Consider the following 24221-nt stretch of genomic DNA (forward strand, 5'->3'; position numbering starts at 1 on the left):
TGCGGCAGCCCCATGTCCGAGCCACATCGCCTGCCATTGGCCTCACCCACCAACCTGCTGTGGATAGCGGCACTTGGACTTTGTTTGTTCTCACCCGTTGTGGTGCAGGCTGCAGCCAGGGGCATATCCGAATCTGTGGAGAACGGTCTGGATCCTGAAACGCTACATGCTCCTTCACCATCTGCGCCTACAAATAATCCCCTCCGAGTTGAGAAAGCGGTGCAGGCGCTGCGTGCGGCAGCGCTGGGCAGCGCGCCTGCACCGGCTACACCAAAGCGCCCATCCACGACCCCATCCCCCAAGACACCCACGAGCCCAGCCGAAGCTGCTTGGCTGCTAGGTCTGCTAAGCCTGCATGGTGTAGGCACGCCCACAGACACAGCCCAGGCACAACATTGGTTTGAACAAGCCCAGGCGCTACGGCACCCTTTGGCACCCGCAGGTTTGGCATGGTGCCAAATCATGGGGTGCCTGAGCGCCCCTAATCCTGCAGCAGCCATCCCCTGGATCCAGCAGTTGACCAAAGGAACGCCAGGTCTGACCAAATATCTGGAATGGTTGGTCAACCAGGCGATCGCGCCCATACCATCGCCCACATCGGAGCCAGCCCAAGGTCCACACCCACTTTTGCTGGCTGCAGCCAATGCAGGCAATGCCCAGGCGACGAACGAGCTAGGGCTGGAATACCTGGCAACCGGCCAGCTCGAAAAGGCACTCGCGCAATTCCAATCCGCGGCCCCCAGATCTGCCGCCGCAGCAGCCAATGCCCATCTGCTGCGCAAGCGCATTCAGCCGAGCCCATCCAAGCTGCACCACCAACCCATCCGCAACAACGCACAGGCTTGGTATACCGAAGCGCAACGCTACCACCGTGGTGACGGTGTGCCAGCCAACTACGCAGAGGCAGTGCGCCTGTACCAAATTGCAGCCAGCAGCGGCGATGAGAAGGCTCGCAGAATGCTGGAGTTGATCTTCTCGCGCCCCACGCCCAGTGGGACAGTGGACTTGGCATGGATGCAGCAGCTTGCGGCGCTGAACCCCGACTCCAACGGCTCCACGCAAAATGCCACGACCCCGTTGTCTCCCCACACATGGCAACGAGATCCAAGCCCCTTGTATGGACTGATCCCACCGCAGTGGCTTGCCACGAGAGCTACATCCGCGCCCTGATGAATTGACGGAGGTGCAATGATCGTGTCGGCTGCGATGCCAAACCCTTGCGACGCCTGAACCAAAGACAACACCGGTGGCCCTGGGGCTCAAATGGAGAATCAGCTATCGGTTTGCGCTGGCTGCCATCGAAATCTACGCAGCCATCCCTCAACTCTGGGGGCTCTACCGCACAGGTAGCATCGCTGTTCTGGCGGCACTGGCGGTGGGTAGAAATTAGCCACTCAGGAGAGGACGGGCATCAGGCATTGCTGTTGATGCAGCGCATGGCTTTGTTTTCTGAATCGCCGCCGTTGGATCCATCGCGAAATGGCCTCGCATGCTGCATCAACCACTCCAACGCTTCGCAGACAACAAACTGCATAGTCCCGGAAAACACAACCAAGTACCGTTGTCATCTATGAAAAACCTGCGCAGATCTTTGGCCAAGGCAGCATTGGTGGCCGCTTTGCTCGGCACCGCATCCATCGCGTCGCACGCTGAAATGTCGTTCATCGCACCTGATCAGCAATCCTCTTTACTGATCAGCAACGACCCTGCCTTGGCCGCCAACAAGCGGCTGGTGTTTGACTTCTGGCGGGAAGTATTTGAGGGCGGGCACATGGAGCTTGCCGACAAGTACCTGTCAGACGAATACGTGCAGCACAACCCCAATGTGCAAAGCGGTCGCGCAGCCTTTGTCGATTTTTTCTCCAAAATCAAAAAGCCCCAAACCGTCACCCCACACATCCAAGCCCCGCTGGTCTCCATCGTTGCAGAACGTGATTTGGTCATCCTGAGCTTTGGCCGCGAGTACCCCGACCCCAAGGACTCGACCAAACGCTACGTTACTACGTGGTTTGACATGTTCCGGATAGCGAATGGGAAGATTGTGGAGCACTGGGACCCTGCACTGCGCCGCTGAGTCAGCGGGAGTGCGCTGATGCACGCGAATCCACGCCTGCAGCGGCAGCAACCAAACTAGCGCACGAGCCCCTTAGATTTCTAAAGCACTCAAAGTGCATCAACCTGGGCGTACAAAACACCGATCACACCAAATTGGGGCGGTTGTACCCCCGGCCGTACCCCCAATTTTTCAAGGCTGGATGGGTGCCTGAAGACAGCCATAGGCCGTAAATCGTTGCTTTACCAAAGAAAAAGGGCGTTCGCCGGATTTCAGCGAACGCCCTTGGGTGGGGGAACGGCCTCCCCCATAGGGAAACGGGGGAACAACTGGGCGCAGTCTACGACTTTTCTGGTTTGTTCCCCCATCCGTTCCCCCGCTTTGCCTTGGATGCACACGGACGACTATGCACGTTCATGCACTGTAAGTCGTTGATTTACCAAAGAAAAAGGGCGTTCGCTGGAAGTCAGCGAACGCCCTTGGACGTTATGGTGGTGGAGCTGGCGGGAATTGAACCCGCGTCCGCAAGCCTTCATCGAGCAGATCTACATGTTTAGCGGTCTGTTTTGAATCTCGCCACCGTCATCGCGCAGTCGCACGCTACAACAGCAGCCAGCACCCTATTTTCTTACCCCAATCCAAGGTACCCGGATCAGGGCCAGCCCATGTAATTATCCTTGCAGCCGGGAGGCTCTGATTGCTCAGAACCCCCTTGCCCAGCCCATCGGCCAACTGTTGCAAGGCTCACTGGCAATTAAGCAGCGAGTGCGAAACGTTCGTCGTTTGCAGTTAGTTTTTTAAATCGAGATTTACGAGCGTGACTCAAGCTCGACATGCACCACACCGATTCCGAACCCACGTCGAAACCAGGACAGCCCCAGGCTTTCTATTTTAGGCCACTGCGATCCGTTGCAAGAGCTCCAGCGGAGAATTAATTGAGGTGTGGGCATTCCACCGCGTGATGTCGGTTTGCGCACCAAGATAGCCATAGGTTGCAGCCACCGTCGCCATACCGGCAGCATGTCCGGCGATGATATCCCTCTCGTCATCGCCCACATAGATGCAGCGACCAGGGTCCACCCCTAAACGCCTAGCAGCCTCCTGCAAAGGAGCGGGATGGGGCTTGGCGTGGGGTGTTGTGTCACCACTGATAACGACCTCAGCGGCCGCCAGCAGAGGCATGGAGCGTGTCAAAGGGTCTGTAAAGCGCATCGATTTGTTTGTCACGATGCCCCAGCGCAGCTGGCGCAACCGCAAGGCTTCCAGCATCTCAGCCACCCCATCAAAGATGGACGTCGATACGGTCATGCGGCGTTCATAGTTCACGAAGAACTCCTCCCGCATCCCCGGGAAATCGGGGTGTTCGGGGTTCATTCCGAACGCTTGCGCCAACATGCCACGGGCACCAGCGCCAGCCATCGGGCGGTACAGATCGAGGGGATAGGAGGAGAGGCCGCGGTCAGTGCGCATCTTGTCGGCAGCCGCTCCAAGGTCCGGTGCACTGTCAATCAAGGTACCGTCCAGATCAAACAGCACAGCCTCAATGTTGTTGAACATACGGAGCAATCAAGAAAATTTTTGGGTTGCCAGCATGTAATTGACACTGGTGTCGGCGCTGAGCCAATACCGGCGCGTGACCGGGTTGTATTCAAGCCCCTTGGTGTGAAGCACATCCAGGCCTGCCGCTCTGCAACTGGATGCCAGTTCGCTGGGCTTGATCATCTTGGCGTACTCGTGCGTACCTCGGGGCAGCATATTCAGCAGGTACTCCGCCCCCACAATGGCCAGCATAAAAGCCTTGGCGTTGCGGTGCAAGGTTGAGAAAAAAACCCATCCACCGGGCTTCACCAGTTGGGCGCAGGCTTGCACCACAGAGTGTGGGTCCGGCACATGCTCCAGCATTTCCATGCAGGTCACCACATCAAAACTGGAGGGTTGTTCTTCAGCCAGAGCTTCTACGCTGATTTCTCGGTATTGAATGTGGGGGGTGCCAGTTTCCAGTGCATGCAGTTGGGCTACACGCAAGGATTTGGTGGCCAAGTCAATACCCGTCACATCGGCCCCTTTACGGGCCATGGAGTCGGCCAAGATCCCTCCTCCACAACCAACATCCAGAACTCTGCACCGGTCCAAACCTGCGTGGGTGTTGATCCAGTCCAAACGAAGCGGGTTGATTTGGTGTAGCGGACGGAACTCGCTTTCTGGATCCCACCAACGGTGCGCTAAATCAGAGAATTTCGCCAGCTCAGCAGGGTCTGCGTTGATTGATTCGATCATTTCGCCATTTTCCTCTATTCCATACCCTCAATGGCTTTTGGCAATTGCCATCGGCCAGTCATCACCTCGCCATCAAAATTGAAAAAGCCTGAGATTCGCCAAAATGATGAAAATCACTCAGGCATAAAAAAAAGCCCCTGACGGGGCTTTTTTTGGAGTAATCAAAGATTACTTGGTAGCACGAGTGCCAACCACTTCGATTTCCACGCGGCGGTTCTTTGCGCGGCCTTCGGCAGTCTTGTTGTCTGCCACTGGTTGCTTCTCGCCCTTGCCTTCAGTGTAGACACGGTTCTTTTCGATGCCCTTGGACACCAAGTAAGCCTTCACGGCTTCAGAACGACGCACAGACAGCTTTTGGTTGTAAGCATCGGAGCCCACGGAGTCAGTGTGACCCACGGCGATGATGACTTCCAGGTTGATGTCCTTGACCTTGGAAACCAGGTCGTCGAGCTTTGCCTTGCCTTCAGCCTTCAGAACCGACTTGTCGAAGTCGAAGAAAGCGTCAGCAGCGTAAGTCACCTTTTGGGCGGCCACGACTGGAGCGGCAGCAGCTGGAGCTGCAGCAGCTGGGGCAGCTGGAGCTGCAGAAGCTGGGGCAGCGGCAGCTGGAGCAGCTGCTGCGATAGCGCCATCGCAACCGGCGGCTGCGGTAGCAGGCGTCCAGTTGGCATCGCGCCAGCAGTATTCATTGGTGCCGTTCTTCCAGACCAGGTCGCCGGAACCGTTCTTCCAGTTGTCCACGGATTGTGCGCCAGCGGCGGTTGCGAGCGCTGCAGAGGCAAACAACATCGCCACTTTGTTCAGTTTCTTCATGGTTCTCCTCTTGGGGAAAAAGCCGCAGCCTCGCTGCGAATCAGGACGTTTAGGGTGACCACCACCAAAAACGTTAAAACGATTGTGCCATACGTAACAGGCGAAAAGAGGCTCTAGCGCATAAGGCACCGTAGGACAAAACCGCAATAGCCCGCATATGTTGCATAGGCGCTACAAGCATCTCAGCCTAAAATGGCTCTCCTTTGCTGCCACCGCCGTCCAAATGACCCAGTTTGCCAAAGAAACCCTGCCGATCAGTCTTGAAGAAGAAATGCGGCGCAGTTACCTCGACTACGCAATGAGCGTGATCGTGGGCCGGGCCTTGCCTGACGCTCGTGACGGCCTCAAGCCGGTCCATCGCCGCGTGCTGTTTGCCATGCACGAACTCAACAACGACTGGAACCGACCTTACAAAAAGTCGGCCCGTATTGTGGGTGATGTGATCGGTAAGTACCACCCTCACGGCGACTCGGCGGTGTATGACACGATCGTTCGCATGGCGCAGGATTTCTCGCTGCGCCACATGCTGGTGGATGGACAAGGTAACTTCGGATCGGTAGACGGCGACAACGCTGCGGCGATGCGTTACACTGAAATCCGTTTGGCAAAAATCGCCCATGAGATGTTGGGCGATATCGACAAAGAAACTGTCGATTTCGGCCCCAACTATGACGGTAGTGAAAAAGAGCCGCTGGTCCTACCCAGCAAGCTCCCCAACCTCCTGGTCAATGGCTCGGCAGGTATTGCGGTGGGCATGGCAACCAACATCCCGCCGCACAACCTCAATGAGGTGGTGGATGCGTGTCTGCACATGCTGCGCAACCCCGAGACGACCATCGATGAGTTGATGGAAATCATCCCGGCCCCCGACTTCCCCACTGCCGGGATCATCTATGGCATCAACGGCGTAAAGGATGGATACCGCACAGGCCGTGGCAAAGTGGTGATGCGCGCCAAGTGCCACTTCGAAGACATTGATCGCGGCCAACGCCAAGCCATCATCGTCGACGAGCTGCCCTACCAGGTCAACAAGAAGACGCTGCAGGAGCGCATGGCCGAGCTGGTGCACGAAAAGAAGATCGAAGGCATCAGCCACATTCAGGATGAGTCCGACAAGTCGGGCATGCGCCTGGTGATCGAACTCAAGCGCGGCGAAGTGCCCGAGGTGGTGCTCAACAACCTGTACAAGCAGACCCAGCTGCAGGACACCTTCGGCATGAACATGGTGGCGCTGATCGATGGTCAGCCGCGCCTGTGCAACCTCAAGGACCTGATCAGCGTCTTCCTGCAACATCGGCGTGAAGTGGTGACACGCCGCACGGTGTTCGAGCTGCGCAAGGCACGCGATCGCGGGCATGTGCTCGAAGGCTTGGCCGTGGCACTGGCCAACATCGATGATTTCATCGCCATCATCCGCAACGCCCCCACCCCACCAGTGGCCAAAGCCGAGTTGATGACCCGCTCATGGGACAGCAAGCTCGTGCGCGAAATGTTGACGCGCACCCGCGCCGATGGCGGTGTGATCAATGCCGATGACTACCGCCCCGAAGGCCTGGAAAAAGAATTCGGCATGGGCCAGGATGGCCTATACCGTTTGTCTGAAACGCAGGCCCAGGAAATCCTGCAGATGCGCCTGCAGCGCCTGACAGGCCTGGAGCAAGACAAGATCGTGGCCGAGTACAAGGAAGTCATGGCGGTCATTGAAGACCTGCTGGACATTCTGGCCAAGCCTGAGCGGGTATCCGCCATCATTGGCGACGAACTCACCTCGATCAAGACAGAGTTTGGCCAGCACAAGCTGGGCGCACGCCGCAGCATTATCGAATACAGCGCGCAAGATCTGTCCACAGAAGACCTGATCACTCCCACCGACATGGTGGTGACGCTCAGCCATACCGGCTACATCAAGAGCCAGCCCCTGTCTGAATACCGCGCCCAAAAGCGTGGCGGGCGCGGCAAGCAGGCCACGGCGACCAAGGAAGACGACTGGATTGATCAGCTCTTCATCGCCAATACGCACGACTACATTCTGTGCTTCTCCAACCGAGGCCGCCTGTACTGGCTCAAGGTGTGGGAAGTGCCTGCAGGTTCGCGCGGTTCACGTGGCCGCCCCATCGTCAACATGTTCCCGCTGCAAGACGGCGAGAAGATCAACGTGGTGCTGGCCCTCACAGGCGACATGCGGACCTTCCCGGCTGATCGCTATGTGTTCATGTCCACCAGCATGGGCACAGTCAAGAAGACAGCGCTCGACGAATTCAGCAACCCGCGCAAGGGCGGGATCATTGCCGTGAATCTTGACGATGGCGACTACCTGATCGGCGCTGCGCTGACCGATGGCAAGCACGACGTGATGCTCTTCAGCGACGGCGGCAAGGCGGTGCGCTTTGATGAAAACGATGTGCGCCCGCTGGGCCGTGCAGCACGAGGCGTGCGCGGCATGATGCTGGAAGAAAGTCAGAGCGTGATTGCCATGCTGGTGGCCGAAGACGAGACACAAAGCGTGCTCACCGCCACCGAAAACGGCTACGGCAAGCGCACCAGCATCGTCGAGTACACGCGCCACGGCCGTGGCACCAAGGGGATGATCGCCATCCAGCAAAGCGAGCGCAACGGCAAGGTCGTCGCCGCCACACTGGTGCACGCCGACGACGAGATCATGCTGATCACCGACAAGGGCGTGCTGGTGCGCACCCGGGTGAGCGAGATTCGCGAACTGGGCCGGGCGACACAAGGCGTAACGCTGATTGCCTTGGACGAGGGCTCCAAGCTCAGCGGCCTGCAGCGCATTGTAGAGAACGACGCCAATGTGGCGGAATCCACTGCTGAAGGCGGAGACGATGCCGAAGGCAACCCCACCACCGAGGGCGGTGAAGCCCCAGACGCTTAAGCCCCACCCGATCGCAGACACACCGCAATGTCGGGGCTGCGATTGCTATCAAAATCAGAGCTTCTACCGCTTAATCAGCAAGCGCTGGAAGCTCTTTTTATCACTACCAGATGAACCGCCCCTACAACTTCTCCGCCGGCCCGGCCGCGATTCCCGCCGAAGTCCTTGAACAAGCCGCCAGCGAAATGCTCGACTGGCACGGTAGTGGCATGGGCGTGATGGAGATGAGCCACCGGGGCAAAGAGTTCATCTCGATTTACGAGCAAGCCGAAGCCGACCTGCGCGAGCTGCTGGCAGTGCCCGCCCAATTCAAGATTCTGTTCATGCAAGGCGGCGGCTTGGCAGAGAACGCCATCGTTCCCATGAACCTGTCGCGCGCTGGCACGGTGGACTTTGTGGTGACTGGCAGCTGGAGCCAGAAGTCGCAAAAAGAGGCGCTCAAATACGCCGCCGAATCGCGTGTGGTGGCATCAGGACAAGAATCCAACTTCACCACCCTGCCCGCCCCGGCCACATGGCAGCTCAGCAAGGGCTCCAGCTACGTGCACTTGTGCAGCAACGAGACCATCCATGGCGTCGAGTTTCAAGAACTGCCCGATTTGCAAGCCCTGGGCAGCGATGCACCTTTGGTGATTGATTTCTCTTCCCACGTCGCTTCGCGCAGTGTGGACTGGTCACGCGTGGGCGTGGCCTTTGGTGGCGCGCAAAAGAACCTGGGGCCTGCAGGCCTGACGTTGGTCGTGGTGCGCGAAGACCTGCTGGGCCACGCACTGCCCATTTGCCCCAGCGCATTCGACTACAAGGTGGTGGCAGAAAACCAGTCGATGTACAACACCCCGCCGACCTGGGGCATCTACATGGCTGGCCTGACCTTCCAATGGCTCAAGCGCCAGACCGAAGGTGGCCTGAGCGGCATTGCCGCCATGGAGCAGCGCAACACCGCCAAGGCCGAGCTGCTGTACGGCGCCATCGACAACTCCCAGTTCTACGTAAACAAGGTGGCCGCCAACTGCCGCTCGCGCATGAACATTCCCTTCTTCCTTCGTGACGAAAGCCGCAACGAGGCCTTCCTGACCGGCGCCCGTGAGCGCGGTCTGCTGCAACTCAAGGGCCACAAGTCCGTGGGCGGCATGCGTGCCAGCATCTACAACGCCATGCCCATCGAGGGCGTGCAGGCGCTGGTGACCTACCTGCGAGAATTTGAACAAAAGCACGCCTGAGTGCACGCCACCGACGCCCACCCATGAATACTCCGCAAGCATCCCCCGATCTCGCCAGTCTGCGCGTTCAGATCGACAACATCGACCAGCAACTGCTCACGCTGCTGAACCAGCGTGCGCTGGTGGCCGAGCGGGTGGGCGAAGTCAAGAAGCGCGAAGGCACCCCCTTTTTCCGGCCAGACCGGGTAGCGCAGGTCATTGACAAGATCCAGACCGCCAACCCCGGCCCCCTCAAAGGCGCGCATGTGGCTGCCATCTGGCGCGAAATCATGTCGGCCTGCCTGGCGCTGGAGTCGCCCCAGCGGGTGGCCGTGCTCGGCCCAGAAGGCACGTTCTGCGAGCAAGCGGCCATCGAGTTTTTCGGCGGTGCCGCAGACTTGATGTATTGCGCTAACTTCGACGAAGTCTTCCACGCTACAGCCGCTGGCAGCGCGCAATATGGCGTGGTGGGGGTAGAAAACTCCACCGAAGGCGTAGTGACCCGTTCGCTCGATCTATTCCTGCACACTCCCACGCATGTGGTGGGCGAAGTGAGCCTGCTGGTGCGGCACAACCTGCTGCGCACCAGCAATTCGCTGGACGACATTGAAGTGGTGCTGGCCCACCCCCAGGCGCTGGCGCAATGCCAGTCGTGGCTGACCAAGCACCTGCCGCACGCCGAGCGCCGCCCGGTGTCCAGCAACGCCGAAGGCGCACGCCTGGCGACGACCAACGCGGCCTGGGCAGCCCTGTCCAGCGAGCGCGCGGCCACGCAGTTTGGCCTGCACATCGTGGCGCACGCCATCCAGGACGATGCGTACAACCGCACGCGTTTCGCCATCATCTGCCTGCCCCACACCCTGCAGACGCCACCGCCCTCGAGCAAGGACTGCACCAGCCTGATCGTCTCGGTGCCCAACCAGCCCGGCGCGGTACACGACCTGTTGGTGCCGCTCAAAAAGCACGGCGTGTCCATGACCCGCTTCGAGTCCCGCCCCGCACGCACAGGCCAGTGGGAATACTATTTCTACATTGACCTGGACGGCCACCCGGCCCAGCCCCATGTGGCACGGGCGCTGGAAGAGCTGCGAGGCCTCTGCGCGTTCTACAAAGTGCTGGGGACCTACCCCGTGGCCTCGTGAAGGGCGTTCGCGATGTTTGAACAACTTGGACTGATTGGCTGTGGCCTCATGGGGGGGTCCTTTGCGCTGGCGCTGAAAAAGGCGGGTCTGGTCAAAAGGGTCGTGGGCTATAGCAAGTCCCCCTCCACCACCGACCGCGCACGCCAGATGGGTGTCATCGATGTGGAAGCGCCATCGGCCTTGCTGGCCGTGGCGGGTGCAGACATTGTTCTGGTGGCGGTCCCCGTGTCTGCCACCGAAGCCACCCTCAAGGCCATCAAGCACTTGGTCACGCCCCAAATGTTGGTCATGGACGTGGGCTCCACCAAGGCCGACGTGGTGCAGGCGGCGCGCCGAGCGCTGCGTGACCAGGTGGGTTCTTTCGTGCCCGCGCACCCCATCACCGGGCGCGAAGTGGCCGGCGTAGAGCATGCCGACGCCGAGTTGTACTACGGCCGCCAGGTCATTTTGACCCCTACCGAGCGCACCCTCACCGCGCAATTGGTGCAAGCGCAAGAGGTGTGGCAAGCGATTGGCTGCCGCGTCAGCAGCATGTCACCCGAATCGCATGACACCGCCTTCGCCGCCGTCAGCCATCTGCCCCATCTGCTGGCATTTGCCATGATGAACAGCCTGACCGGGCAGCCCGACGGCGACCAGTTTTTGTCACTGGCAGGCCCAGGGTTTCGCGATTTCACTCGCATTGCCGCTGGCGAACCCAAGATGTGGCGCGACATCATGCTGGCCAATCGTGAAGAGTTGCTGGCGCAATCCAAGGTCTTTCAACAAGCCCTGGCGCAGCTTGAGCAAGCCATTGCCAACGGCAACTCGCAGGCCCTGGAAGACATGCTGACCCTCGCCAGCGAAACCCGCGCCCACTGGCGCATGGGCGCCCAACGCACCTCCAAACCACGCTAAATGTTCACCACTGCCTTTCTGGACCTCCCCGCTCTTGACGCTGCTGGGGGTGAAGTTCTCTTGCCGGGCTCCAAGAGCATTTCCAATCGGGTGCTGCTGCTGGCAGCCTTGAGCCTGGGCACCACCACCGTGCATGACCTGCTGGCGTCAGACGACACACGCGTAATGCTCGACGGTCTGCGCAAGATTGGCTGCGAGGTCGTGGAGGCAGGCAGCACCGTACACATCACAGGCTTGGGCGGCCTCAAGCCGACTTCGCCCACAGCGCTGTTCATGGGCAATGCAGGCACAGCCATGCGCCCACTCACTGCAGCCCTAGCCCTGCTGGGGGGCGAGTTTGAACTCTCCGGCGTACCCCGCATGCACGAGCGCCCCATTGGCGACTTGGTAGACGCCTTGCGCCAGCTCGGCTGCCAAATCGATTACCTCGGCAACCCGGGCTACCCCCCGCTGCGCATCGCCCACGCCCAAGGGGTGCCAGCCCTGGCGCTGCACCAACCCATCCAGGTGCGCGGCGATGTCTCCAGCCAGTTCCTCACGGCGCTGCTCATGGCACTGCCCTTGGTGGCAACCACCCAGGCGGTGCACATTGAGGTTGTGGGGGAGCTGATCTCCAAACCCTACATCGCCATCACCCTGCAGTTGCTGGTGCAGTTCGGCATCCATGTCAGCCACGACAACTGGCAGCGCTTCACCATCCCAGCGGGTAGCCAATACCAGTCGCCCGGCAGCATCCACGTCGAAGCGGATGCATCTTCTGCTAGCTATTTCATAGCACTTGGCGCTATCGCATCAAGCGCTGAAGCCGGAAACAGCATCAAGATCATGGGCGTGGGACTGCACTCCATCCAGGGGGACATCCGCTTTGTGGAAGCGGCCCAGGCCATGGGCGCACAAGTCACCGGCGGCCCCAACTGGCTGCAAGTGCAGCGCGGCACCTGGCCCCTCAAAGCCATTGACCTGGACTGCAACCACATCCCCGACGCCGCCATGACTCTGGCCGTGATGGCCTTGTATGCCGAAGGCACCACCACCCTGCGCAACATTGCCAGCTGGCGTGTGAAGGAAACCGACCGTATCGCCGCCATGGCCAAAGAACTGCGCAAACTGGGCGCCACGGTGCAAGAGGGGGCGGACTACATCCAGGTCACCCCGCCCGCCCACGTGCAGGACTGGAAGGCCGCCAGCATCCACACCTATGACGACCACCGGGTGGCCATGTGCTTCTCGCTGGCCGCCTTCAATCCGGCCAAATTGCCGGTGCGCATTGAAGACCCCAAGTGCGTGGCCAAGACGTTCCCAGAGTACTTCGAGGCCTTCCTGGGCACCACCACGCTGCCCACGGCACGCATCCCGGTGATCTGCATCGACGGCCCCACGGCCTCTGGCAAAGGCACCGTGGCCGCCGAACTGGCCCGCCGCCTGGGCTATGGCTTTCTCGACTCCGGCGCCATGTACCGCATCACGGCCTATGCCGCGTTGCAAGCGGGCCTGCACATTGATGCTGCGCATGAAGCGCAGATTGCCCAACTGGCCCAAACCCTGCCCGTGCGCTTTGACAACGGCCATGTGCTGCTGGGCACCGAAGATGTCACCGAAGCCATTCGCACCGAAGAAGCGGGCATGAACGCATCCCGCGTGTCCGCCTTGCCTGCGGTGCGCGCGGCACTCGTTGACCTGCAGCACAGCTTTCAGCGCCTGCCCGGCCTGGTGGCTGATGGCCGCGACATGGGCACCGTGATCTTCCCAGACGCCCCTTTGAAGGTGTTTTTGACAGCCAGCGCGGCCTGCCGCGCGGAGCGCCGCCATAAACAGTTGATTTCAAAGGGTTTTCAGGCTAATATCGACGACCTTCGTGCAGATTTGGAAGCGCGCGACGCCCGGGACAGTTCCCGCAGCGTGGCACCTCTCAAGCCCGCACAGGATGCTCTGGTGCTAGACAATTCCTCTTTGACGATTGAACAAGCCGTCGAACAGGTGCTTGCCTGGTGGCTGGAACGTCAGCCTTTTGCAGCCTCTGCACAGGGTTGATTCGGCAAAGCCGCAAGGCGTTGCCACAGGCCCATGCCGCCCCTCTCGCGCGCCAGCGCACCGGTGGACTGGATCTTTAACCTAACCGCGGTCACACCGCAAAAAACCACCGCAAGCAGCTATAAAAACAGTAGCAATGGTGCTACTGGAATCCTGTTTGTGGCAAGGAAACACATGTCCGAATCTTTTGCCGCCCTTTTTGAAGAATCCTTGCAGCGTACGGAAATGCGCCCAGGCGAAGTCATCACCGCTGAAGTCGTGCGCGTTGAGCACAACTTCGTGGTCGTGAACGCTGGCCTCAAGTCCGAAGCCTACGTGCCGCTGGAAGAGTTCAAAAACGACAAGGGCGAAGTTGAAGTCCAAGTCGGTGACTTCGTTTCGGTGGCCATCGGCTCCATCGAAAACGGTTACGGCGACACCATCCTGTCGCGTGACACCGCCAAGCGTCTGGCTTCCTGGATGAGCCTGGAAAAGGCCCTGGAATCCGGCGAATTCGTCACTGGCACGACCAGCGGCAAGGTCAAGGGCGGCCTGACTGTCCTGGTCAACGGCATCCGCGCATTCCTGCCCGGCTCGCTGATCGATACACGTCCGATCAAGGATCTGACGCCGTACGAAAACAAGACCATGGAATTCAAGGTCATCAAGCTGGACCGCAAGCGCAACAACGTGGTGCTGAGCCGCCGCGCTGTGGTGGAAGCCTCCATGGGCGAAGAGCGCGCCAAGCTGATGGAAACCCTGAAGGAAGGCTCCATCGTTCAAGGCGTGGTCAAGAACATCACCGAATACGGTGCGTTCGTGGACCTGGGCGGTATCGACGGCCTGCTGCACATCACCGACATGGCATGGCGCCGCGTGCGTCACCCATCCGAAGTGGTGACCGCTGGCCAAGAAATCACCGCCAAGATCCTGAAGTTCGACACCGAAAAGAACCGTGTCTCGCTGGGTCTGAAGCAAATGGGCGACGACCCTTGGATGGGCGTGAACCGCCGCTACCCACAATCGACACGCCTGTTCGGCAAGATCACGAACATTGCCGACTACGGCGCGTTCGTCGAACTCGAACCCGGCATCGAAGGCCTGGTGCACGTGTCTGAAATGGACTGGACCAACAAGAACATCGCTCCCGCCAAGCTGGTTTCGCTGGGCGACGAAGTCGAAGTCATGGTTCTGGAAATCGACGAAGACAAGCGCCGTATCAGCCTGGGCATGAAGCAATGCAAGGCCAACCCATGGCAAGAATTCGCCCAGGACACCAAGCGCGGCGACCGCGTCAAGGGTCCTATCAAGTCGATCACCGACTTCGGCGTGTTCGTGGGCCTGGCTGCCGGCATCGACGGCCTGGTGCACTTGTCCGACCTGTCGTGGAACGAAACCGGCGAAGCCGCTGTTCGCAACTACAAGAAGGGCCAAGAAGTCGAAGCCATCGTGTTGGCTGTGGACGTGGACCGCGAACGCATCTCCCTGGGCATCAAGCAACTCGACGGCGACCCATTCACGACCTTCGTGACCGTGAACGACAAGGGCCAGACCGTGACCGGCAAGGTTAAGACCGTGGACGCCCGTGGCGCTGAAATCGACCTCGGCGAAGACATCGTGGGCTACCTGCGCGCTTCGGAAATCTCCCGCGACCGCGTGGAAGATGCCCGCAACGTGCTCAAGGAAGGCGACGAAGTCACTGCTGTGGTGGTCAATGTGGATCGCAAGACCCGCAACATCCAGTTGTCGATCAAGCAAAAGGACATGGTTGACCAACAAGAAGCCATGCAAAGCCTGTCGCAGCAATCGGCCCGCGAAAGCGCCGGCACGACCAGCCTGGGCGCCCTGCTGCGCGCCAAGCTGGACAACTCGGAAAAGTAAAACTGCGCTGACCGGGTAACCGGTCGGATGGCACCGGGCGCATGAGCGCCCGTTGCACAGGAGATTGTTGAATGTCTCTGTGCAGCGGGTCACTTATGCGCCCGTTCTTATTCCATCAGCACTTGTTTCATAAGCACTTGCACTACGCACATGCCACAAGACTCCATGACCCGATCTGACCTTGTTGAAGAACTGGCCGCCCGCTTCGGTCAGCTCACGCACAAGGACGCCGAATACGCCGTTAAAACCATTTTGGACGCGGTGGGCGATGCCTTGGTCAAAGGACACCGCATTGAGATTCGGGGTTTTGGCAGTTTCTCGGTCAACCACCGTCCCCCGCGCATGGGCCGCAATCCGCGCAGCGGCGAAGCCGTGGCCATTCCTGAAAAGCGCGTGCCTCATTTCAAGCCAGGCAAGGCACTGAGAGAAGCGGTAGACCAACGCACAGAGGCGGCAGAAGCATTGCCCGAAGCACCTGTACGCCGAGTGGGCTAAGTCCGAGCAGCACACCGCGCCCACACCCGGCGCAGGCTACAGCGCCTCCGGCACATCAAAATTGATAGCTGCTTGCGCTTATATATCAAGCGCTAGAGCCTATTTTTTGTGAATATTCAGCGCCCAACGTGCCTGACTGTGCACCGTTGCCCAAACAGACACGCCACAGAGCACCCGGAGAAAACCCCTCGGGCAAGCTCTTAGAATCGCCCCACCACCGGGGACACCATGAAATACCTCCTGTGGCTGCTCAAGGCAGCCATTTTCTTTACCCTGTTTGCGTTTGCGCTGAACAACCAGCAAGACGCCACGGTCCATTTCTTTTTTGGCACGCAGTGGCGCGCTCCGCTGGTGCTGGTGGTGCTCACGGCGTTTGCCGCAGGCCTGGCGACCGGCGTGCTGGGCATGGTGCCGCGCTGGTGGCGGCACCGTAACATTGCCTTGAAGGCCCAGGCCCAGCAAGCAGCAGCCGCACCGGCCCCGACACAAGCAGCAGCCCCCGCTGTAGTCACGCCCACCACCATCCCTAACGACTACCCGCCTGTCCATGGAATTTGATGTCACTTGGATGCTGCTGGGCCTGCCAGTGGCCTTTGTCTTGGGCTGGCTGGCATCGCGCTTTGACCTGCGCCAGCTGCGCGCAGAAAACCGCCGCGCCCCCAAGGCTTACTTCAAGGGGCTGAACTTTCTGCTCAACGAGCAGCAAGACCAGGCCATCGATGCCTTCATCGAGGCCGTGCAGAACGACCCCGACACCTCGGAGTTGCACTTTGCCCTGGGCAACCTGTTTCGCCGCCGGGGCGAGTACGACCGCGCCGTACGCGTGCACGAGCACCTGCTCTCGCGCGGCGACTTGATTGCAGCCGACCGTGAACGGGCCCAGCACGCCCTGGCGCTCGACTTTTTGAAAGCCGGTCTGCTGGACCGCGCCGAAGACGCACTGAACCGGCTGGAAGGCACGCCGTTTGAAGCCCAGGCCCGCCTGGCGCTGCTGGCCATTTACGAGCGTTCACGCGACTGGCCGCATGCCGCCAGCATTGCCCGCAAGATGCACGAAGCCGACCAGGGTGACTTCAGCACGCGTCAGGCCCACTACCTGTGCGAGCAGGCCTTGGCCCTGAGCGCCCAAGGCGACCGCCCCGGCGCCCAGGCGCTGCTGGAGCAAGCCATTGCCGCCGCCCCCGATGCCGCCCGCCCCCGCATTGAAATGGCCCGCCTGTTGCTGCTCATGGGTCAACCCCATGCTGTGCTCGACGCCTTGCAAACGCTGGGCGAGCGCACGCCCGCCGCCCTGCCCCTGGCCGCCCCGCTGATGGTGGAAGCAGGCAACGCCACCGCACGCCAGGCCGAGGTACACCAGCGTCTGCTGGCGCACTATGCGCAAGCCCCCAGCCTGGACGTGCTCGAAAGCATCGTGGCCATGGAAACGGCCGACAAGGCCACCGAAAGCACTGCACGCCAACGCTACGTGCAGCACCTGGACAAAGAACGATCGCTGGTGGCTGCCGCCAAGTGGCTGGCCGGTGAAAAGCTGGAGCATGACGAGTTCCACCCCCAGATCCAACGTGCGCTGGACCACGCAGTGAAGCCCCTCACGCGCTACCGCTGCGCGGCCTGCGGCTTTGAAGCGCGCCAGCATTTTTGGCAGTGCCCCGGCTGCCAGACCTGGGACAGCTACCCAGCGCGGCGCGTGGAAGAACTCTGAACGCCCAGCAACCGCCCTTAAGCCAAGCCATCCAGGAGCCCCCATGCTAAAGAAACTGCTGATCTCCATCGCCCTGCTTTTTGCAACGGCAGCGTTTGCGGCGATCGATGTGAACCAGGCCTCCGAGGCCGAACTCAATGGTATCCACGGCATTGGCCCCGGGTTGTCGGAGCGCATCTTGGCAGAGCGCGACAAGGGCGAGTTCAAAGACTGGGCCGACCTGATTGAGCGCGTCAAAGGCATTGGCGAGAAAACCGCCACCAAGTTCTCCTCGGGCGGCATGACGGTGCAGGGCAAGCGATTCAATGCCACAGCCTGGGCCAGAGCGCAAGCCAAGGCAAAAGCCAAAGCAGATGGCAGCAGCCATGGTGCAGCCCGCCCCAAACAGGCAGAAGGCACACCTCCCAGCCAGCCACCAAGCCCCAGCGCACCGCCCAAGCCCTGACCCAAGCGGCAGCCTGCGGCGGTCCACGCGACGGGAAGACAGGGTGGGGCCCGCCCCACCTGCCCAGGGATGAGCACCGGCATGTGTGCCGGGCTTTGTGCAGCCTCCCCAAAAGCCCAAGCCCACGCCGCCCTTTTGCGCAGGTGCGCCCAGGCACCTCCTAGAATGGGTCGGGCATGCCCCTGATCACACTCCTACTTCTTCCCTTTCTGGGTAGCCTGCTGGCCGCAGTGCTGCCCGCCAACGCACGCAACACCGAATCCACCCTGGCTGGCCTGATCGCCGTGTTTTGCACCGTGCAAGCGGCGCTGTATTTCCCGGACATCGCCCATGGCGGGGTGCTGCACCAAAGCATCGAATGGATACCGCAGTTGGGGCTGAACCTGGTGCTGCGCCTGGATGGCTTTGCGTGGATGTTCTGCATGCTGGTGCTGGGCGTGGGCAGCCTGGTGGTGCTGTATGCGCGCTACTACATGTCGGCAGCCGACCCCGTGCCCCGCTTCTTTTCGTTCTTTCTCGCCTTCATGGGGGCCATGGTGGGGGTGGTGCTGTCGGGCAACCTCGTCCAGATCGCCCTGTTCTGGGAGCTGACCAGCCTCTTTTCGTTTTTGCTGATCGGCTACTGGCACCACCGCAAAGACGCGCGCCGGGGGGCACGCATGGCGCTCACCGTGACGGGCACCGGCGGGCTGTGCATGCTTGTGGGCATGCTGGTGCTGGGGCACATCGTGGGCAGCTACGAGCTCGACCGGGTGCTGGCCTCGGCCGCTCAGGTCCAGGCACACCCGCTGTACCTCACGGCGCTGGTGCTGATTCTCTTGGGCGCCCTCACCAAGAGCGCGCAGTTCCCCTTCCACTTCTGGCTGCCGCACGCCATGGCGGCCCCCACGCCGGTGTCGGCCTACCTGCACTCGGCCACCATGGTGAAGGCCGGGGTGTTTTTGCTGGCCCGGCTGTGGCCTGTGCTCAGCGGCACCGAGCCCTGGTTTTGGTTGGTGGGCGGGGCCGGGCTGTGCACGCTGCTGGTGGGGGGCTACGCCGCCATGTTCCAGCACGATCTCAAGGGGCTGCTGGCCTACTCCACCCTCTCGCACCTGGGCCTCATCACCTTGCTGCTGGGCCTGAACAGCCCTCTGGCCGCCGTGGCGGCGGTGTTCCACATCATGAACCACGCCACCTTCAAGGCATCGCTCTTCATGGCGGCGGGCATTGTGGACCATGAAAGCGGCACGCGTGACATCCGCCGCCTGTCGGGCCTGCGGCGCATGATGCCCATCACCGCCACGCTGGCCATGGTGGCCAGCGCTGCCATGGCGGGTGTGCCACTGCTCAATGGCTTCCTGTCCAAGGAAATGTTTTTTACCGAAGCCGTGCTGGTCGACGCAACCCCCTGGCTGCAGTGGCTGCTGCCCATTGCGGCCACGGTGGCGGGCATGTTCAGCGTGGCGTATTCCCTGCGCTTCACGGTGGATGTGTTCTGGGGCCCCCGCGCCACCGACCTGCCCCTGACCCCACACGAGCCTCCGCACTGGATGCGCGTGCCGGTGGAGTTGCTGGTGCTGGCCTGCATCGTGGTCGGTACCCTGCCCGCCTGGTCGGTGGGGGCCTATCTGGCCGCTGCCGCACGGCCCGTGGTGGGGGGCGAGCTGCCCGCGTACAGCTTGGCGATCTGGCACGGGGTCAACATGCCGCTCATCATGAGCTTGGTGGCACTGGGCGGGGGCATCGCGCTGTACCTGCTGCTGCGCCAGCAGCGCACGCGCGGCACCATCGACGCGCCACCGCTGATGCACCGACTGAACGGCCAACGCCTGTTTGAATACACCCTGGCCCGCGCCAGCATGGCGGGCCGCGCAGGCAGGCGCCTGCTGGGCACGCGCCGACTGCAATGGCAAATGCTGTGGCTGGTGCTGGCCGCCGTGGTGTCCAGTACCTGGCCGCTGTGGCTGGGCGGCTTGCACATTGGCAAGCGCACAGGCTTGCCACTGTCTCCCACTTTTGCCCTGCTGTGGACCATTGGCGGGATGTGTGCCCTGGCCGCCGCCTGGCAGGCCAAATACCACCGCCTGGCCGCCCTCACGCTGCTGGGCGCTGCGGGGATGTGCGTATGCATCACCTTCCTGTGGTTCTCTGCGCCCGACCTGGCCCTCACCCAGATCGTGGTGGAGGTGGTGACCACCATCCTCATCCTGCTGGGCCTGCGCTGGCTGCCCAAGCGGGATGAACGCCTTCGCACCCAGAAGGCACAAGTGCGTGGTACCCAACTGCGCCGCTGGCGCGACCTGGCCGTGGCAGTGGCGGCAGGCAGCGGCATGGCCTTGCTGTCGCTGGCAATGATGCGCCGCCCCTTTCCCGAAAGCACCTCCACCTTCTTCCTGGAGCGCGCACTGACCGAAGGTGGCGGCACCAACGTGGTCAACGTGATGCTGGTCGACTTTCGTGGCTTTGACACCTTTGGCGAGATTGTGGTGCTGGGCATCGTGGGCCTCACGGTGTACGCGCTGCTTCGGCGCTTTCGGCCTGCGCGCGAGGTGATGGACCTGCCGCCCCAACAACGGGCACTGCCACCCGACGTGGCCACCGACCTGGCCAACCCAAGGCAGACGGCGGACACCGCCATTGGCTACCTCACAGTGCCCGCCGTGCTGGTGCGGCTGCTGTTGCCCTTTGCCACCATGGTGGCTGTGTACCTCTTCATGCGTGGGCACAACGAGCCAGGTGGCGGCTTTGTGGCAGGGCTGGTGTTCTCGGTGGCGTTGCTGCTGCAGTACATCGTCTCGGGTACCACCTGGGTTGAAGCGCACTTGCCGCTGCACCCGCGCCGCTGGATCGGTGCGGGCATGCTGGTTGCGCTGGCCACTGGCTTAGGTTCGCTGTGGCTGGGCTACCCCTTTCTCACCAGCCACACGGCCCACTGGCAATTGCCATGGGTGGGCGAGTTGCACGTCGCCAGCGCCCTGTTTTTTGACATTGGCGTGTTCACACTGGTCGTGGGCTCCACCCTGCTGATTCTCACGGCCATTGCCCACCAATCGGTGCGCAGCCACCGCTTCCATGCCCGCGCAGCCGATGACGATGCGGCAAAGCTCTCCACCTTTCCCCCTACCGTCCCCCTCACCAACCACCAAGGAGACCGCTGATGGAAATCGTTCTGGCCTTGGCCATCGGCGTGCTCACAGGCTCTGGCGTATGGCTGCTGCTGCGCCCACGCACCTTCCAGGTCATCATGGGCCTGTCGCTGCTGTCGTATGCCGTCAATCTGTTCATTTTCAGCATGGGCAGACTGGGCCTGGCCATCGGCAAAGAGCCTGTGCTCAAACCGGGCCTACTGCAAGACCTGGCCCACTATGCCGACCCCATGCCCCAGGCACTCACCCTCACGGCCATCGTCATCGGCTTTGCCATGACGGCGCTGTTCCTGGTGGTACTGCTTGCATCGCGTGGCATGGCTGGCACCGACCATGTGGATGGAGCCCACGCCAAGAAAGCCCCTGACTGGCAAGACTCGCACCAGGTGATGCCATGAGCGCCATCACCAGCTGGGTGACCGCGCATTGGATGCCCCACCTCGTCCTTGCGCCCATCATGCTGCCCATGCTCACCGCAGGGCTCATGCTGCTGCTGCGCGAAGAGCAGCAGCGCACCAAGATCTTGCTGAACGTGGGCTCCACATTGCTGGGGCTGGTCGTTGCCATCTTGCTGCTGTCGCAAGCCAAGCAGCCCGGCATGCCAGGCACCCTGGGCATCTACTTGCCTGGCAACTGGCCTGCGCCCTTTGGCATCGTGCTGGCGCTGGACAGGCTCTCGGCCATGATGCTGGTGCTGTGCAGCACCATCGCGTTGGCCGCAGCGCTGTACGCCAGCGCCCGCTGGCACCGGGCCGGTGTGCACTTTCACCCCCTGTTTCAGCTGCAGCTCATGGGGCTGGCCGGGGCTTTTCTCACGGCCGACCTGTTCAACCTGTTTGTGTTCTTCGAGATCATGCTGGCCGCCTCCTACGGGCTGCTGCTGCATGGCTCGGGGCGCCCGCGCGTGGCCGCTGGGCTGCACTACATCGCCATCAACCTGGCCGCGTCGTCGCTGTTCCTGATTGGCGTATCCATGCTCTACGGCATCACCGGCACGCTCAACATGGCCGACCTCGCGCGCAGCATGGCCGGTGTGGCCGACAGCGACCGTGGCCTGCTCCACGCAGCCTGCGCCATCCTGGGCGTGGCCTTTCTCATCAAGGCCGCTGTGTGGCCGCTCAACTTCTGGCTGGTGCCGGCCTACAGCGCGGCCACGGCCCCCGTGGGTGCCCTCTTTGCGCTGATGACCAAAGTGGGGGTGTACGTGATCTTGCGGCTGTGGACCCTGCTGTTCAGCCCAGACGCAGGGGCCTCAGCCCAGTTTGGCAGCGCCTGGCTGGTGGGCGGCGGCATGGTCACGCTGGTGTTTGGCGCGATCGGCATGCTGGGCTCGCAGCGCCTGGGGCACTTGGCGGGCTTCAGCGCCATCGTGTCATCGGGCACGCTGCTGGCGGCGGTGGGCCTGGGCCAAAGCCCGCTCACCGGTGGCTTGCTGTACTACCTGCTCAGTTCCACCCTGGCGGTGAGTGCACTGTTCTTGCTGACCGACCTGATCGACCGCTGGCGCAACGACGGCTACAGCCTCGCCCCCTACGAGCGCACGGACGATGCTCCCTTCCTATCTGCCGACCTCGTGCCCAGCGAGGGGCTGAACCTGGACGACAAGGAAGAGGCTTTGATCGGCGAGGTGATTCCAGCGGCCGCCGCGTTCTTGGGGCTGGCTTTCATCGCCTGCACCCTGGTCATTGCTGGCCTACCCCCCCTGCCCGGGTTTGTGGGCAAATTCGCCATGATCCATGCGCTGCTCAACCCCCTGGGGCTGGGTGCAGGCTCACCCTCATCGGCGGGGGGCCTCAGCTGGGTCATCGTGGCGTTGATGGTCGGCTCAGGCCTGCTGGCACTGGTGGCGCTGACGCGGGTTGGCATTCTGCACTTCTGGGCGGCCCACGACCGCGCCGCCCCCAAGCTGCTGGTGTTGGAGGGCCTGCCCGTGGCCGCACTGCTGGTGGTGTGCGGCGCACTGGCCTGGCAGGCGGGGGCCGTGCTGCGCTACACCCAGGCCACGGCCGACGCCCTGCACACCCCTGCGGGCTACATCCAGGCCGTCATGTCTGCCCAGCCCAAGCCCAACCCGGCCCCTGCCCAAAAAACCGCACCGGCCAGCGCTGGGCGCCAAGGTTCGGTGCCAGGGGGCCAGCCATGAAGCACTGGTTCCACAAACTGCTTCCCGCCCCACTGCTGTCCCTGGCACTGCTAGGCATGTGGTTGCTGCTCAACCGCTCGCTCAGCGCCGGGCATGTGCTGCTGGGTGGCCTGCTGGCGCTGGCCATCCCGGTGCTCACCGCAGGCCTGCGGCCCACGCCCGTGCGCATTCGCCGTCCTGGGGCCGTGCTCAGGCTCCTGCTCACGGTAATGGCAGACACCTTGCAGTCCAACCTGGCCGTGGTGCGACTGCTGCTGGCACCCCAGCGCAGGCGCCACCCAGCGGGGTTTGTGCGCATTCCACTACAGCTGCGCGACCCCAACGCGCTGGCAGCGCTGGCCATGATCGTTTGCATCACCCCTGGCACCGCCTGGGCAGAGCTGGCACTGGACCGCAGCGCCCTGCTGCTGCACGTGCTGGAGCTGGACGACGCCGCCGCCATCGCCGCCCACATCCAGCAGCACTACGAACGCCCCCTGATGGAGATTTTTGAATGACCCCTGTGTTGCAATGGGCCCTGCCAGTGGCCCTCATCATGCTGGCACTGGCCATGGGCTGCGCGCTGATCCGCGTGCTCATAGGCCCCTCTGCGCAAGACCGGGTGCTGGCACTCGATTGCATGGCACTCAATGGCATGCTGCTGATGTTGGTGCTGGGCCTGCACTACGGCAGCAAGAACTACTTTGAGGCCGCCTTACTGCTGGCGCTGCTGAGCTTTGTGGGAACCATGGCCATGGCCAAGTTTCTGCTGCGCGGTGAGGTGATCGAATGAGCCCCCACGCCGCACTGCCCCTGTGGCTGCAGGTGCTGGTGGCCGTGCTGGTGCTGCTGGGCGCAGGGCTGGCTTTGCTCGGCTCCCTCGGGCTGCTGCGGCTGCGTACTTTTTTTGAGCGCGTGCACGCCCCCTCCATCATTGCGACCATGGGCTGCTGGTGCATCGTGCACGCCACGGTGCTGTACTTTTCCTTCACCGATGGCCAGCTGGCCCTGCACGCCATTTTGATCGCGGTGTTTGTGGCCATCACCGTGCCGGTGAGCACCATCTTCCTGATGCGCGCGGCGCTGTTCAGAGCACGCCAGACCGGCAAACGCGTGCCCCGCAGCCTGAGCGCCCCGCCTGGCAGCCGCAAGAAAAGCGCTTGA

Annotated in this window: 21 protein-coding genes, 1 other RNA gene and 1 pseudogene; 19 read left to right on the forward strand and 4 right to left on the reverse strand. The window is 61.8% G+C overall.

What is annotated here, in order from left to right:
- Positions 1–12: 12 nt before the first annotated feature.
- The 3 genes and pseudogenes from C8C98_RS22260 to C8C98_RS20835 all read left to right on the forward strand — a co-directional run.
- Positions 13–399: pseudogene (locus C8C98_RS22260) on the forward strand (SEL1-like repeat protein); the annotation flags it as partial.
- 117 nt (positions 400–516) lie between these two features.
- On the forward strand, positions 517–1170 hold the full coding sequence (locus C8C98_RS20830) for an SEL1-like repeat protein (RefSeq protein WP_233574630.1): 654 nt from the start codon (positions 517–519) through the stop codon (positions 1168–1170).
- Between the two features lie 400 nt (positions 1171–1570).
- Positions 1571–2074 carry a nuclear transport factor 2 family protein gene (locus tag C8C98_RS20835; RefSeq protein WP_121455823.1) on the forward strand — a complete coding sequence of 168 codons (504 nt, stop codon included), beginning with the start codon at positions 1571–1573 and terminating at the stop codon, positions 2072–2074.
- A gap of 471 nt (positions 2075–2545) precedes the next feature.
- Here the strand turns inward: C8C98_RS20835 and ssrA are convergent.
- The 4 genes from ssrA to ompA form a co-directional block, all read right to left on the reverse strand.
- Positions 2546–2932: a transfer-messenger RNA gene (gene ssrA, locus C8C98_RS20840) on the reverse strand.
- A 12-nt stretch (positions 2933–2944) separates the two neighbouring features.
- A complete protein-coding gene (locus C8C98_RS20845; protein WP_121455824.1) occupies positions 2945–3610 on the reverse strand; it encodes an HAD-IA family hydrolase in 666 nt (221 codons plus the stop codon).
- 9 nt (positions 3611–3619) lie between these two features.
- Positions 3620–4330, reverse strand: a complete 711-nt coding sequence (gene ubiG / locus C8C98_RS20850; protein ID WP_121455825.1) for a bifunctional 2-polyprenyl-6-hydroxyphenol methylase/3-demethylubiquinol 3-O-methyltransferase UbiG — start codon at positions 4328–4330, stop codon at positions 3620–3622.
- A 168-nt stretch (positions 4331–4498) separates the two neighbouring features.
- Complete coding sequence (gene ompA, locus C8C98_RS20855; protein WP_099655817.1) at positions 4499–5143, reverse strand: outer membrane protein OmpA; 645 nt, start codon at positions 5141–5143, stop codon at positions 4499–4501.
- A 223-nt stretch (positions 5144–5366) separates the two neighbouring features.
- On the opposite strand from ompA, the gene gyrA reads away from it, so the two are divergent.
- The 16 genes from gyrA to mnhG all read left to right on the forward strand — a co-directional run bounded on the left by gyrA (position 5367) and on the right by mnhG (position 24221).
- Positions 5367–8033: a DNA gyrase subunit A gene (gyrA, locus tag C8C98_RS20860; protein ID WP_121455826.1), complete on the forward strand. Its 2667-nt coding sequence runs from the start codon at positions 5367–5369 to the stop codon at positions 8031–8033.
- A gap of 110 nt (positions 8034–8143) precedes the next feature.
- On the forward strand, positions 8144–9253 hold the full coding sequence (gene serC / locus C8C98_RS20865; RefSeq protein ID WP_121455827.1) for a 3-phosphoserine/phosphohydroxythreonine transaminase: 1110 nt from the start codon (positions 8144–8146) through the stop codon (positions 9251–9253).
- Between the two features lie 23 nt (positions 9254–9276).
- Positions 9277–10374, forward strand: a complete 1098-nt coding sequence (pheA, locus tag C8C98_RS20870) for a prephenate dehydratase (protein ID WP_121455828.1) — start codon at positions 9277–9279, stop codon at positions 10372–10374.
- A gap of 12 nt (positions 10375–10386) precedes the next feature.
- On the forward strand, positions 10387–11271 hold the full coding sequence (locus tag C8C98_RS20875) for a prephenate dehydrogenase/arogenate dehydrogenase family protein (protein WP_121455829.1): 885 nt from the start codon (positions 10387–10389) through the stop codon (positions 11269–11271).
- The gene (locus C8C98_RS20880; RefSeq protein WP_121455830.1) at positions 11272–13302 is read left to right on the forward strand and encodes a bifunctional 3-phosphoshikimate 1-carboxyvinyltransferase/cytidylate kinase; all 2031 of its coding nucleotides are present in this window, start codon (positions 11272–11274) and stop codon (positions 13300–13302) included.
- Between the two features lie 33 nt (positions 13303–13335).
- On the forward strand, positions 13336–15162 hold the full coding sequence (rpsA, locus tag C8C98_RS20885; protein ID WP_255423189.1) for a 30S ribosomal protein S1: 1827 nt from the start codon (positions 13336–13338) through the stop codon (positions 15160–15162).
- 165 nt (positions 15163–15327) lie between these two features.
- Complete coding sequence (locus tag C8C98_RS20890; RefSeq protein WP_121456435.1) at positions 15328–15657, forward strand: integration host factor subunit beta; 330 nt, start codon at positions 15328–15330, stop codon at positions 15655–15657.
- A 228-nt stretch (positions 15658–15885) separates the two neighbouring features.
- Complete coding sequence (locus C8C98_RS20895) at positions 15886–16215, forward strand: lipopolysaccharide assembly LapA domain-containing protein (RefSeq protein ID WP_121455831.1); 330 nt, start codon at positions 15886–15888, stop codon at positions 16213–16215.
- Entirely contained in the window at positions 16205–17362 is a 1158-nt protein-coding gene (gene lapB / locus C8C98_RS20900; protein WP_121455832.1) for a lipopolysaccharide assembly protein LapB, read from the forward strand. Before C8C98_RS20895 ends, lapB begins: the two co-directional genes overlap by 11 nt.
- A 43-nt stretch (positions 17363–17405) precedes the next feature.
- The gene (locus C8C98_RS20905; RefSeq protein ID WP_121455833.1) at positions 17406–17807 is read left to right on the forward strand and encodes a helix-hairpin-helix domain-containing protein; all 402 of its coding nucleotides are present in this window, start codon (positions 17406–17408) and stop codon (positions 17805–17807) included.
- Between the two features lie 176 nt (positions 17808–17983).
- On the forward strand, positions 17984–20947 hold the full coding sequence (locus C8C98_RS20910; protein WP_121455834.1) for a monovalent cation/H+ antiporter subunit A: 2964 nt from the start codon (positions 17984–17986) through the stop codon (positions 20945–20947).
- Positions 20947–21333, forward strand: a complete 387-nt coding sequence (locus C8C98_RS20915; protein WP_121455835.1) for a Na+/H+ antiporter subunit C — start codon at positions 20947–20949, stop codon at positions 21331–21333. Before C8C98_RS20910 ends, C8C98_RS20915 begins: the two co-directional genes overlap by 1 nt.
- Positions 21330–23078 (forward strand): monovalent cation/H+ antiporter subunit D, encoded by a 1749-nt coding sequence (locus C8C98_RS20920; protein ID WP_121455836.1) that lies wholly within the window; start codon positions 21330–21332, stop codon positions 23076–23078. The genes C8C98_RS20915 and C8C98_RS20920 overlap by 4 nt, the downstream gene beginning before the upstream one ends.
- A complete protein-coding gene (locus C8C98_RS20925) occupies positions 23075–23575 on the forward strand; it encodes a Na+/H+ antiporter subunit E (protein ID WP_121455837.1) in 501 nt (166 codons plus the stop codon). The genes C8C98_RS20920 and C8C98_RS20925 overlap by 4 nt, the downstream gene beginning before the upstream one ends.
- A complete protein-coding gene (locus C8C98_RS20930) occupies positions 23572–23850 on the forward strand; it encodes a K+/H+ antiporter subunit F (RefSeq protein ID WP_121455838.1) in 279 nt (92 codons plus the stop codon). The genes C8C98_RS20925 and C8C98_RS20930 overlap by 4 nt, the downstream gene beginning before the upstream one ends.
- Positions 23847–24221: a monovalent cation/H(+) antiporter subunit G gene (gene mnhG, locus C8C98_RS20935; RefSeq protein ID WP_121455839.1), complete on the forward strand. Its 375-nt coding sequence runs from the start codon at positions 23847–23849 to the stop codon at positions 24219–24221. The genes C8C98_RS20930 and mnhG overlap by 4 nt, the downstream gene beginning before the upstream one ends.

Source organism: Acidovorax sp. 106, assembly GCF_003663825.1.
Taxonomy (GTDB): domain Bacteria; phylum Pseudomonadota; class Gammaproteobacteria; order Burkholderiales; family Burkholderiaceae_C; genus Acidovorax.

Bases quoted from the DNA above. Each gene is read 5' to 3' on its own strand.
- C8C98_RS20835 (WP_121455823.1), top strand. From the start codon at position 1,571: ATGAAAAACCTGCGCAGATCTTTGGCCAAGGCAGCATTGGTGGCCGCT.
- C8C98_RS20845 (WP_121455824.1), bottom strand. From the start codon at position 3,610: ATGTTCAACAACATTGAGGCTGTGCTGTTTGATCTGGACGGTACCTTG.
- ubiG (WP_121455825.1), bottom strand. From the start codon at position 4,330: ATGATCGAATCAATCAACGCAGACCCTGCTGAGCTGGCGAAATTCTCT.
- ompA (WP_099655817.1), bottom strand. From the start codon at position 5,143: ATGAAGAAACTGAACAAAGTGGCGATGTTGTTTGCCTCTGCAGCGCTC.
- gyrA (WP_121455826.1), top strand. From the start codon at position 5,367: ATGACCCAGTTTGCCAAAGAAACCCTGCCGATCAGTCTTGAAGAAGAA.
- serC (WP_121455827.1), top strand. From the start codon at position 8,144: ATGAACCGCCCCTACAACTTCTCCGCCGGCCCGGCCGCGATTCCCGCC.
- pheA (WP_121455828.1), top strand. From the start codon at position 9,277: ATGAATACTCCGCAAGCATCCCCCGATCTCGCCAGTCTGCGCGTTCAG.
- C8C98_RS20875 (WP_121455829.1), top strand. From the start codon at position 10,387: ATGTTTGAACAACTTGGACTGATTGGCTGTGGCCTCATGGGGGGGTCC.
- C8C98_RS20880 (WP_121455830.1), top strand. From the start codon at position 11,272: ATGTTCACCACTGCCTTTCTGGACCTCCCCGCTCTTGACGCTGCTGGG.
- rpsA (WP_255423189.1), top strand. From the start codon at position 13,336: ATGCCGCCCCTCTCGCGCGCCAGCGCACCGGTGGACTGGATCTTTAAC.
- C8C98_RS20890 (WP_121456435.1), top strand. From the start codon at position 15,328: ATGACCCGATCTGACCTTGTTGAAGAACTGGCCGCCCGCTTCGGTCAG.
- C8C98_RS20895 (WP_121455831.1), top strand. From the start codon at position 15,886: ATGAAATACCTCCTGTGGCTGCTCAAGGCAGCCATTTTCTTTACCCTG.
- lapB (WP_121455832.1), top strand. From the start codon at position 16,205: ATGGAATTTGATGTCACTTGGATGCTGCTGGGCCTGCCAGTGGCCTTT.
- C8C98_RS20905 (WP_121455833.1), top strand. From the start codon at position 17,406: ATGCTAAAGAAACTGCTGATCTCCATCGCCCTGCTTTTTGCAACGGCA.
- C8C98_RS20910 (WP_121455834.1), top strand. From the start codon at position 17,984: ATGCCCCTGATCACACTCCTACTTCTTCCCTTTCTGGGTAGCCTGCTG.
- C8C98_RS20915 (WP_121455835.1), top strand. From the start codon at position 20,947: ATGGAAATCGTTCTGGCCTTGGCCATCGGCGTGCTCACAGGCTCTGGC.
- C8C98_RS20920 (WP_121455836.1), top strand. From the start codon at position 21,330: ATGAGCGCCATCACCAGCTGGGTGACCGCGCATTGGATGCCCCACCTC.
- C8C98_RS20925 (WP_121455837.1), top strand. From the start codon at position 23,075: ATGAAGCACTGGTTCCACAAACTGCTTCCCGCCCCACTGCTGTCCCTG.
- C8C98_RS20930 (WP_121455838.1), top strand. From the start codon at position 23,572: ATGACCCCTGTGTTGCAATGGGCCCTGCCAGTGGCCCTCATCATGCTG.
- mnhG (WP_121455839.1), top strand. From the start codon at position 23,847: ATGAGCCCCCACGCCGCACTGCCCCTGTGGCTGCAGGTGCTGGTGGCC.